2 protein-coding genes are annotated in these 1,549 nt (G+C 60.8%); one reads left to right on the top strand and one right to left on the bottom strand.

Going from position 1 to position 1,549, the window contains the following annotated elements:
- Nucleotides 1–368: hypothetical protein (locus ACE3SS_RS15760; RefSeq protein WP_374595574.1), on the bottom strand; the 368-nt coding region annotated here is incomplete at its 3' end.
- Between ACE3SS_RS15760 and ACE3SS_RS15755 the strand changes: the two genes are divergently transcribed.
- A protein-coding gene (locus tag ACE3SS_RS15755) for an IS3 family transposase (protein ID WP_374595572.1) occupies nucleotides 300–1,441 on the top strand; the annotation gives its coding sequence in 2 pieces (ribosomal slippage) (nucleotides 300–546 and nucleotides 546–1,441; 1,143 coding nt in all). The genes ACE3SS_RS15760 and ACE3SS_RS15755 overlap by 69 nt on opposite strands.
- Nucleotides 1,442–1,549 lie beyond the last annotated feature (108 nt).

Genomic DNA, 1,549 nt, shown 5'->3' with positions numbered 1-1,549 from the left:
TGGCGGCAACGTTCGTGGGCAGCGACACCGGCGAGCCAATGGAGATCCGACGAAATCACCTCGCCGACATTGCGAGCATTGGCCATGTCGCCCGCTGTGATGGCAATGACGTTAGCCGTCGTGGATGGCTTGATCGACCCGGGAACGGTGACGTTGCCGCTGTCGCTCAAGCTGAAGATGGCAGCACTCTGCGCATTATTGATGATCTGGGAGACACCATTCATCACACGGATGTCTGGACCGCCCAGCCTTTCGTAGACATCTTCGAGCCATAATTTCTGGCAATCGAGGAGGTCGGTATGAGTGGCAAGCGGTACACGGATGAGTTCAAGATCGAAGCGATCAAGCAAGTGACCGAGCGAGGCCATTCGGTGGCCGAGGTGGCCGCTCGGCTCGGCATCACGACGCACAGCCTGTATGCGTGGAAGGCCAAGTTTGGCCAGCCGGATGTCGTGCGCCGTGCTGAGCTGGACCAAGGTGCCGAGGTGCGGCGCCTGAAGGCTGAGCTCAAGCGTGTGACCGAGGAGCGCGACATCCTAAAAAAAGCCGCGGCGTACTTCGCCAAGGGGTAAAAGCGAAGTACGTGTTCATGCAGGCGCATGCCCGCGAGTTTCGTCTGTGCGCGATGTGCCGGGTGCTCGGCGTGCATCGCAGCGGGTACTACGGGTGGCTGTGCCAACAGGCCAGTGCACGAGAGCGCGAGGACACGCGCCTGCTGGGGCGGATCAAGCACTTCTGGTTGGCCAGCGGCGGCGTGTACGGACATCGCAAGATCACCTGCGATTTGCGTGAAGCCGGCGAGCGGTGCAGCCGTCACCGTGTGCGTCGGCTGATGAAGCGCGAAGGTCTTCGGGCCCAGATTGGTTATGGCAGCAAGCCGCGCCACCGGGGTGGACCCATTGGTGTGGTGGCTAACGTGCTGGATCGGGAGTTCGCGCCCGAAGCCCCGAACAAGGTCTGGGTCACGGACATCACCTACATCCGCACCTACGAAGGCTGGTTGTTCCTCGCGGCCGTGATGGATCTTTATTCGCGTCAGATCATTGGTTGGGCGACGCGTCCGCACATGACTACAGACTTGGTGCTGCAGGCGTTGTTGGCGGCCGTGTGGAAGCGCAAGCCAGGCCCCGGCGTGCTGGTTCACTCGGACCAGGGCAGCCAGTTCACTAGCGATGACTGGCAGTCGTTCCTCAAGGCCCACCACATGCAACCGAGCATGAGTCGTCGCGGGAACTGCCACGACAATGCCGTGGCGGAGAGCTTCTTCAGCGCATTGAAGAAAGAGCGGATCAAGCGGCGCATCTATCCCACGCGGATGGCGGCAGCCTCGGACGTGTTCGATTACATCGAGATGTTCTACAACCCAATTCGCCGGCACAGTTTCGCCGGCGACCTGTCACCGGTAGAGTTTGAACGGCGCTACGCGCAAAGCGGCTCGTGAGTGTCTACAGAAATCTGGGCGGTCCAAACATTATTCGACCCAGGTATGGAATCGAGCGACAAGGCACCATCCTCGCAACACGACATAGCCGCCGCCAACGCCGCTGAA

The sequence above is a fragment of the Aquabacterium sp. genome (genome assembly GCF_041915145.1).
Classification (GTDB): domain Bacteria; phylum Pseudomonadota; class Gammaproteobacteria; order Burkholderiales; family Burkholderiaceae_C; genus Aquabacterium.
The sequence above is the reverse complement of the archived record's forward strand: the minus strand, read 5'-3'. Positions and strand labels throughout refer to the sequence as shown.